The organism is Pseudomonas sp., from assembly GCF_030150285.1.
Lineage (GTDB): Bacteria > Pseudomonadota > Gammaproteobacteria > Pseudomonadales > Pseudomonadaceae > Aquipseudomonas.
The window spans coordinates 1-8,797 of sequence record NZ_JASLGE010000019.1; the positions used below are offsets into that span (position 1 = coordinate 1).

Genomic DNA, 8,797 nt, shown 5'->3' on the forward strand with positions numbered 1-8,797 from the left:
CCGGGTTGCTGCCCTTTTCTCCGTAGGCCACAGCGGTCATGGTCGGCACCCCGACTTCGTGCAGACGCTTGATCGCCCGCCACTCCTGGCCCGCACCGAGTACTGGCAGCTTGGCCGTCAGCAGGTTCTTGAACACTTCACCCCAGCCGATACCACGGTGGATTTTCACAAAGAAACCGCGCCCGTCGACTTCGGTACGCAAGGTACGCCGGCCTTCCAGTTCGCGGTAAACCTCGCCTTCCAGGCGCTCGACTTCGGCGAACGCATCGCGCCCGGCCCACAAGCTCTTGAACGGTTCGGCAAGAATCAGTTTCATCAGTGTTGCTCCGCCAGAATCACATCCGCAGCGTGCTGCGCCATGCTATAGAGGTCGGCCGTCTGCGCGTAGGCCAGGCCGTTACGGCTCCAGGCTGCGCGCGCAGCATCATCGGACAACATGTGGGTCAGTTCATCATTGAGTTGGGCTTGGTCAAACGGTTCGTCCAGCACCCGGCCACAGTCAGCATCGCTGATGTAATGGGCGTAGCCACAGACCGCGCTGACCAGCACCGGCAAGCCGGCCACCAGCGCTTCAAGCAGCACGGTACCGGTGTTTTCGTTGTAGGCCGGGTGAATCAGCAGGTCGGCACCCAACAGGAAACGCGGGATATCGCTGCGCCCCTTGAGGAACTGCACATGCTCGCCCAGGCCCAACGCGGCGCTTTGCAATTGAAAGACTTTGGGGTCGTCCTGACCGATCACAAACAACCGGGTGCGCTTTCTAAGCGCGCTCGGCAGCGCCGCCAGGGCTTTAAGGCTGCGGTCCACGCCTTTGGTCTTGAAGCCTGAACCAATTTGCACCAACAGCCGATCATCGTCTGTCAGGTTGAACTCGCGGCGAAAATCGGCACGAATAGCTGCCGCGTTCGGCGGCGCGCGGCGGTCCAGCGCAATACCCGGTGGCAGCAGGTGAAAGCGTTCCAGCGGAGTGCCGTAATGCTTGATGAACAGCGGCTGCTGGACCTCGGAAATCATCAGGATTTGGGTCTTGGCATGCTTGTCGAACACCGCGCGCTCGTACTCGGCAAAGTGCTTGTAGCGTTTGAAAAAACGGTACAGCGAATGGCGCAGGTTTTGCGCCTTGTCTTCAAAACAGCCGTCGGCGGCGTAGTACACGTCCAGCCCCGGCATTTTGTTGAAGCCCACCACCCGGTCAACCGGGCGCTTGGCCAGGTCGGCCTGCATCCAGGCGAGCATTTTTTCATTGCGCGTATGGTTGTTGAAGGCTTTGACCGGCGCAATCAGCACTTCAAAACCTGCCGGAATATCGCCTTCCCAGATCATGGTGTACACGCGAATCTGATGCCCGCGCTGTTGGCACTCCAGGGCAATGCGCATGAAATCGCGTTGCAGCCCGCCAAACGGGAAATACTTGTACAGCACAAAAGCCAGTTGCATCAGCGCAGTTCCTCAGCCAGTAACAACGTGCTTAATCGACTTGCGACACGCTCAGGGTTCAAACGGGTGAAGCACAACGGCCACTCGTTTTTCAGGTCAAACCGCTGCTGGTCCTGTGCAGTCGGGGTGTAGGTGCATTTTTTTTGCAGGCACGGCGCACACGGAAAATCACTGGCCAAATGAATTTGCACCTTGCCATAGGCACCGGTCAGCCCCGGGTTGGTGGGGCCAAACAGGGAAATAGTCGGCACATCCAGTGCGGCTGCCAAATGCCCCAGGCCGGTGTCCACCGCCACACAGGCGCTGGCGCTGGCCAACACCTTGGCGACGCCGGCGAGGTTGAGCTTAGGCAGAACCACAGCATTGTGCAGGCCGTTGGCGATGCGTTCGGCACGGGCCTTTTCGGTCGGGTTACCCCAGGGCAAACGCACTTCGACCCCCATATGCCCCATGCGGACGGCCAAGTCACGCCAGTACACTTCAGGCCAATGCTTGGTGTCCCACGTGGTGCCGTGCAAAAACAGCACAAAAGCATTCTGGCGCGGCAACTCGACCAGTTTGTCGACGTCTAGCCCGTAATCACCCAGCCCTTTGGGCAGGTCATAGCCCAGCGCCACGGCAAATAACTGGCGCAGCCGCTCGACCGCATGCTGGCCGCGGGCAACCGCCAGGCGGCGCTGGTAAAAATGGCTGGCCAGCGGTTCGCGGGCCGAGTTTTTATCCAGCCCGGCCACCGGGGCGTTGACGTAACGCGTCAGCCAAGCGCTTTTGACCAGCCCTTGGGCGTCAATCACCAGGTCGTACTGTTCAGCGCGCAGGCGTTGCTTGAAACGCTTCCACTCGCCGCTTTTGAGGGTTTCCCAGAGGTTTTTGCGCCAGCGGCGGATCGCCACGGGAATCACCTTGCCTACCGCCGGGTGCCAGGTGGGGATCTCGGCAAAGCCTTCTTCCACCACCCAGTCAAAAGTAATGCCGGGAATGGCCCGGGCGGCATCGGTCAGCGCTGGCAAGGCATGAATCACATCCCCCAGCGAGGATGTTTTTACCAACAGAACACGCACTTAGTTGACCTCGACCACAACGCCCTGCAACCGTTGCAAGGCCTCTACCACGGGCTTTGGCATGAGTTCGCGCAGGCAATTGTAGTGACCGAAGCGGCACGTGCGCTCAAAACACGGGCTGCATTCCAGGCCCAAACGCACGATCTCAACCTTGTCCGCAAGCGGCGGTGTGAAGCCCGGTGAAGTGGAGCCGTACACCGCCACGAGTGGGCGATTCAGCGCCGCCGCCACGTGCATCAACCCGGAGTCGTTGGACACCACGGCGTCGGCACAGGACAACAGATCGATGGCTTCCGCCAGCGAGGTTTCACCGCTGAGGTTGACTGACTCTTCACGCAGGCCGGGGATCAGCCGCGCGCGAATGTCTTCACCCACGCTGTGATCGTTTTTGGAGCCAAAGAGCCAGACCTGCCAGCCTTCACGGATTTTCTGCTCGGCCACCGCCGCATAGTGGTCAGACGGCCAGCGCTTGGATTCGCCAAACTCGGCTCCCGGGCAGAGCGCCAACACGGGGCGGTCCAGTGTTAGGCCGAACTTGGCCAGGGCCGCCTCGCGGCTCACCGGGTCGATTTGCAACGCGGGGCGCGGGTACGGTTGGGGCAGGTCGGCTCCCGGCGCGTAGGCCAGGGCCATAAAACGCTCGATCATTAACGGGTAGCGCTCTTTATCGAGCGTGCGCACATCGTTAAGCAAGCCGTAGCGGAACTCGCCGCGCCAGCCGGTGCGCGTGGCAATACCCGCGAAGAACGGCACCAGCGCCGACTTCAGCGAGTTGGGCAGCAAAATCGCTTGATCGTATTGCCCCTTGAGGGACTTGCCGATGGAGCGCCGTGTGGCCAGTTCAAGCGCACCGTGGCCGAGCGGAAAGCTCAAGGCCTGGCGAACTTCAGGCATGCGCTCAAGGATGGGCCGGCTCCACTCGGGGGCCAGCACATCGATCTCGCACTGCGGGTGGCGTTGTTTGAGGCACTGGAACAGTGTCTGCGCCATCACCATGTCACCGACCCAACTGGGCCCAACGATCAAAATATTCATAAGTTTCCATAAACAAGCAAGGGAGGCATTCGCCTCCCTGCTGTGATGCTATGCCGACATTACTTGACCAGTGTACGCCACTCTGGATGATCCGTTGTCTTGCCGGTCACCAGGTCAAAGTAGGCCTTTTGCAGTTTCTCGGTAATCGGACCGCGGCGGCCGATGCCGATCTGGCGGCCATCGACTTCACGAATCGGCGTGACTTCAGCGGCAGTGCCGGTGAAGAACGCTTCGTCGGCGATGTACACCTCGTCACGGGTGATGCGTTTTTCAACGAACTTGAACCCAAGCTCGGTGGCCAGGGTCAGGATCGTGCTGCGGGTGATGCCGTTCAGGCAGGCCGTCACGTCCGGGGTATAGATCACGCCGTCCTTGACCAGGAACACGTTCTCGCCGGAACCCTCGGCCACGAAGCCTTCAGGGTCGAGCAGCAGTGCTTCGTCGGCACCGCCGGAAATCGCTTCCTGCAGGGCCAGCATCGAGTTGATGTAATGACCGTTGGCCTTGGCACGGGTCATGGAGATGTTCACGTGGTGGCGGGTGAAGGAGCTGGTGCGCACCTTGATCCCGACTTCCAGCGCTTCAGCCCCCATGTAGGCACCCCAGCTCCATGGCGCGATGATCACATGCACCTTCAGGCCGGTGGCGCGAAGGCCCATGGCTTCGGATCCGTAGAACACCATCGGGCGGATATAGGCGCTGTCGAGGTTGTTTTCACGCACCGCAACGCGGGTCGCTTCATTGATTTCGTCTTTGCTGAACGGGATCTTCATGCCCATGATGTGGGCGGAATCGAACAGGCGGTCGGTGTGGGCCTGCAAGCGGAAAATCGCTGCGCCCTGCGGGGTTTCGTAGGCGCGCACGCCTTCAAACACACCCATGCCGTAGTGCAGGGTATGGGTCAGCACGTGGGTGGTCGCATCGCGCCACGGCACCAGTTTGCCGTCATACCAAATCACACCATCACGATCAGCCATCGACATCGTCAAGATCCTCTTAGAGAGAAAAGCAGCTTCAAGCTGCACGTTTTAAGCTTCAAGAAAAGCAGCTTCACGTCCTGCGCTGCAAGCTTTTACTTGAAGCTTGCAGCTTGAAACTTGCAGCTTAGCGCAACCCCAACTCTTCCCAGATACGCCGAACGTCTCGGCGCGCGTCCACCAGTTGATCCCCCGTGACCACCCCGGCCTCCTTCTGCAAGGCCTGACGGTGGGCGACGGCGCGAAAGGCTTTGTAAGCCTCGCGCAACAGGCTGGCATCGGTGGCGGGCATCAGCCCGGCCTGTTCCAGCCCTTCCAGAATGCGGATGTTATCGGTGTAGCGCAGTAGCGCCGGGTGTTCCCTGGACCACGCCAGGGCCGCGTATTGCACCATAAATTCAATGTCGACGATACCACCCGCGTCCTGCTTGAGATCGAACGGCACCGTGGCCTGGAAGGCATTTTCAGCGGTGCCGGCCGCCGTGCTGCGCGTGCCGAGGTTGTCGCGCATTTTGGCGCGCATGTCGCTGACCTCCTGGCGCAGCGTGGGCAAATCGCGCTCGCGCCCCAGCACATTGGCACGCACGCGCTCAAACGCCGCGCCGACTTGCTGGCAACCCACCAGAACCCGCGCCCTTACCAACGCTTGATGCTCCCAGGTCCAGGCTTCGTTTTGCTGGTAGCGCTCAAACGCCCCCAGGGAACTGACCAGCAGCCCCGACGCCCCGGACGGGCGCAAGCGCATGTCCACGTCATACAACTGGCCGGAGGTGGTTTGCGCGGTCAGCAAATGAATGATGCGTTGGCCCAGCCGGGTGAAAAACTGCGCACTGTCGATCGGCTTGGGGCCATCGGTGTCGGCATTCGGGTCGCCGTCGTGGATAAACACCAGGTCCAGGTCTGAACCGTGGCCCAGCTCGATCCCGCCCACTTTGCCGTAACCCACAATAATAAAGCCCGGATCGCACAGGCTGCCGTCCGAACGCTGCGGCGTGCCGTACTTGGCCACTGTCTGACGCCAGGCCAGCGCCAGCACTTGCTCCAGGATGGCCTCGGCCAGCCAGGTCAGGTAATCGCTGACTTTCATTAACGGCAGGCTGCCGGTGATTTCCGACGCGGCAACCCGCAGGCGGTGTGCCAGCTTGAAGTTACGCAGCACTTCCATTTGCTGCTCAAGGTCGTCCTCGGGAATGCGTGTCAGGCGCTCGCGCAACTCGGCCGCCAGTTCAGGGGCCAACGGCGGCTTGAATAGGCGCCCTTCGTTGAGCAACTCGTCGAGCAACAACGGGAACCGCGTAATTTGCTCAGCGATCCATGGGCTGGCCGCGCACAAGGTCAGCAAGCGGCGCAGCGCGTCGGGGTTTTCGGTCAGCAGCACCAGGTACGCCGAACGCCGGGCGACGGCCTCGACCAGCGGCAATACCCGCTCCAGCACCAGGTCCGGGTTGGCATGTTCGACCGCTTGCGCCAGCAAACGCGGAATAAAGGCATCCAGCCGCTCACGGCCCAGGCGCTGCATCGCTCGCAACTGCGGGCTGGCCCGCAACCCGGCCAATTGCTTCAAGGCGTTGGGGGCATCGACAAACCCGGCCTCCTCCAGTTGGGCACAGGCCGCCGCATCGTCCTGAACTTCTTCCCACAGGGGCAGCCACTCGCCACCGACCACCATTTCACCCGCATCCATGTCCTCTTCATCGTCCGGGTCGGCAATGACCTGACGGAAATGCCAGTCAATTCGGCCACGCCAGGCCATCAATTGCTCATGGAACGCTGCCCAGGTGTCAAAGCCCATCATGAAGGCAATGCGCGCCTGGTCCTGCTCGGAGTCTGGCAACATTTGAGTCTGACGGTCAGCAATGGCCTGAATGGCATGCTCTGTGTAACGCAGGAATTCATAGCCCTCGCGCAGCTCGTTGACCACGGCTGGCGGCAAGTAACCCTGCCCTTCCAGAATGCTCAGCACCTTGAGCAGCGGACGTTGCTGCAAGCTGAGGTCGCGCCCGCCGTGGATCAGTTGAAACGCCTGAGCAATAAACTCGACCTCACGGATCCCGCCCGCGCCCAGCTTGATGTTGTCGGCCATGCCTTTACGCCGCACTTCCTGCTGGATCAACTGCTTCATGGTGCGCAGCGCTTCAATCGCCGAGAAGTCGAGGTAGCGCCGGTACACAAACGGGCGCAGCACATCGAGCAACTGTGCGCCCGCCACTTGGTCGCCGGCCACCACCCGCGCCTTGATCATGGCGTAGCGCTCCCAGTCGCGCCCCTGGTCCTGGTAGTACTGTTCCAGCGCGTTAAAACTCAACACCAGCGCGCCTGAAGAACCATAAGGGCGCAAGCGCATGTCGACGCGGAACACAAAACCGTCGACGGTCATCGGGTCCAGCGCCTTGATCAGTCGCTGGCCCAGGCGGATAAAAAACTCCTGGTTATCCAGCGGGCGCTTGGCCCCCACGGTTTCGCCACCCTCGGGGTAGGCGAAAATCAGGTCGATGTCCGATGACAGGTTCAGTTCTACCGCACCCAGCTTACCCATGCCCAAAATCACCATAGGCTGCGGCTCGCCGCTGCGGTGCCCGTGGGGCGTACCAAATTGCTGGCAATGGCGTTCATACAGCCAGCCATACGCTTGGTCGATGCTGGCGTCAGCCATGTCCGACAGGTCGCGGCAGGTTTCGATCAAGTCGGCCTGGCGGGTCAGGTCACGCCAGATGATCCGCACCTGTTGGCGGGTGCGTTGGCGACGCAACACTCGGCCCAGTTCGTCATCGCTTTGCGCCTGCTGAGCGGCCGAAGCGATTTGCCCGCACATCTCACCGGGGGCGAAACTGCGATCCAGTTCGCCGATGCGGACCATGTCCAGCAACATCAAAGGGTCACGCAAAGACTGTTCTATAAAGAAGTCACTCGCGGCACTCACACGGTTGAACGCTGACCAGCGATCCGACGACCAGTCATCAAGCACGTGCCCGCCCTCAAGGCCGGCGACCGCAGCGCGCCAAGCCTGCTCGGCATGGCTGGCAAGGGGCAGTAAAAGGCTGGGGATTGCGACAAGCGAGGGAAGGCTCATGGTCTATCCTTGATCGGCGATGGTGTAGCCGAGTACGGTGACGGGAAGAAACAGCGGTTTAAACCAACTGTCGTACAAAGGTTACAAATAGCCGTTTTCTGCCATTATTTAGCAGAAAAACAATGTATAAACGGCAAATCATCACGTTTAAAATCTACAATATCGATTTTTCTTACGCTGAAACAAACCGATATTGTAGTCCGCCCTGTAGTTTTACTACTGGGTCAAACACTTGAAGGGCTGAAATGGCCGGCGATTTGTAGTAAAACTACACAACGTCGGAACCAACCCTCCGGCCATCCAAGAATTTATGTCGTCTGCCCACAAGGCCAGTCGCAAACTCAGGCAACCGATTCTGGAAGCCTTTCCGCCCTGGAGCAAGCCATGCAAGACCTCGATCCCGTCGAAACCCAGGAATGGCTGGACGCCCTGGAATCGGTTCTCGACAAAGAAGGCGAAGAACGCGCTCACTACCTGATGACCCGTTTGGGTGAGCTCGCGACACGCACCGGTTCGCAGCTGCCGTACGCCATCACCACGCCATACCGCAACACGATTCCCGTGACTCACGAAGCACGCATGCCTGGCGACCTGTTTATGGAACGCCGCATTCGCTCGCTGGTTCGCTGGAACGCGATGGCAATGGTCATGCGCACGAACTTGAAAGATTCTGACCTGGGCGGTCATATCTCCAGCTTCGCTTCCAGCGCAACCCTGTATGACATCGGCTTCAACTACTTCTTCCAGGCCCCGACCGACGAGCACGGCGGCGACCTGATCTACTTCCAGGGCCACACCTCGCCAGGCGTTTACGCCCGTGCGTTCATGGAAGGCCGCATCACCGAAGAACAAATGAACAACTTCCGCCAGGAAGTCGACGGTCAGGGCTTGTCGTCCTACCCGCACCCTTGGCTGATGCCTGACTTCTGGCAGTTCCCGACCGTATCGATGGGCCTTGGCCCAATCCAGGCGATCTACCAGGCACGCTTCATGAAGTACCTGGAAGCCCGTGGCTATATCCCGGCTGGCAAGCAAAAAGTCTGGTGCTTCCTGGGCGACGGCGAGTGTGACGAGCCGGAATCCCTGGGTGCCATCTCGCTGGCAGGCCGCGAAAACCTCGACAACCTGATCTTCGTTATCAACTGCAACCTGCAGCGCCTCGACGGCCCGGTTCGCGGCAACGGCAAGATCATCCAGGAACTCGAAGGCGTGTTCCG

The 8,797-nt window shown here is 60.4% G+C and carries 6 protein-coding genes and 1 pseudogene; 1 reads left to right on the top strand and 6 read right to left on the bottom strand.

Annotated features, from left to right (window positions below):
• The 6 genes from rfaP to glnE all read right to left on the bottom strand — a co-directional run.
• On the bottom strand, window positions 1–316 hold a 316-nt coding region (rfaP, locus tag Q1W15_RS02525), incomplete at its 3' end, for a lipopolysaccharide core heptose(I) kinase RfaP (protein ID WP_300720011.1).
• Window positions 316–1,437: a glycosyltransferase family 4 protein gene (locus Q1W15_RS02530; protein ID WP_300720012.1), complete on the bottom strand. Its 1,122-nt coding sequence runs from the start codon at window positions 1,435–1,437 to the stop codon at window positions 316–318. The genes rfaP and Q1W15_RS02530, both read right to left, overlap by 1 nt.
• Window positions 1,437–2,498, bottom strand: coding sequence for a lipopolysaccharide heptosyltransferase I (waaC, locus tag Q1W15_RS02535; RefSeq protein ID WP_300720013.1), 1,062 nt, complete (start codon window positions 2,496–2,498; stop codon window positions 1,437–1,439). The genes Q1W15_RS02530 and waaC overlap by 1 nt, the downstream gene beginning before the upstream one ends.
• Complete coding sequence (gene waaF / locus Q1W15_RS02540) at window positions 2,499–3,533, bottom strand: lipopolysaccharide heptosyltransferase II (protein ID WP_300720014.1); 1,035 nt, start codon at window positions 3,531–3,533, stop codon at window positions 2,499–2,501.
• A gap of 59 nt (window positions 3,534–3,592) precedes the next feature.
• Window positions 3,593–4,516, bottom strand: coding sequence for a branched-chain amino acid transaminase (locus Q1W15_RS02545; RefSeq protein ID WP_300720015.1), 924 nt, complete (start codon window positions 4,514–4,516; stop codon window positions 3,593–3,595).
• A gap of 121 nt (window positions 4,517–4,637) precedes the next feature.
• On the bottom strand, window positions 4,638–7,580 hold the full coding sequence (gene glnE / locus Q1W15_RS02550) for a bifunctional [glutamate--ammonia ligase]-adenylyl-L-tyrosine phosphorylase/[glutamate--ammonia-ligase] adenylyltransferase (RefSeq protein WP_300720016.1): 2,943 nt from the start codon (window positions 7,578–7,580) through the stop codon (window positions 4,638–4,640).
• A 384-nt stretch (window positions 7,581–7,964) separates the two neighbouring features.
• Between glnE and Q1W15_RS02555 the strand changes: the two are divergent.
• Window positions 7,965–8,797, top strand: a pseudogene (locus Q1W15_RS02555) (pyruvate dehydrogenase (acetyl-transferring), homodimeric type); the annotation flags it as partial.

Coding starts and splice junctions, on each gene's coding strand:
- Q1W15_RS02530 (WP_300720012.1), bottom strand. CDS start 1,437: ATGCAACTGGCTTTTGTGCTGTACAAGTATTTCCCGTTTGGCGGGCTG.
- waaF (WP_300720014.1), bottom strand. CDS start 3,533: ATGAATATTTTGATCGTTGGGCCCAGTTGGGTCGGTGACATGGTGATG.
- Q1W15_RS02545 (WP_300720015.1), bottom strand. CDS start 4,516: ATGTCGATGGCTGATCGTGATGGTGTGATTTGGTATGACGGCAAACTG.
- glnE (WP_300720016.1), bottom strand. CDS start 7,580: ATGAGCCTTCCCTCGCTTGTCGCAATCCCCAGCCTTTTACTGCCCCTT.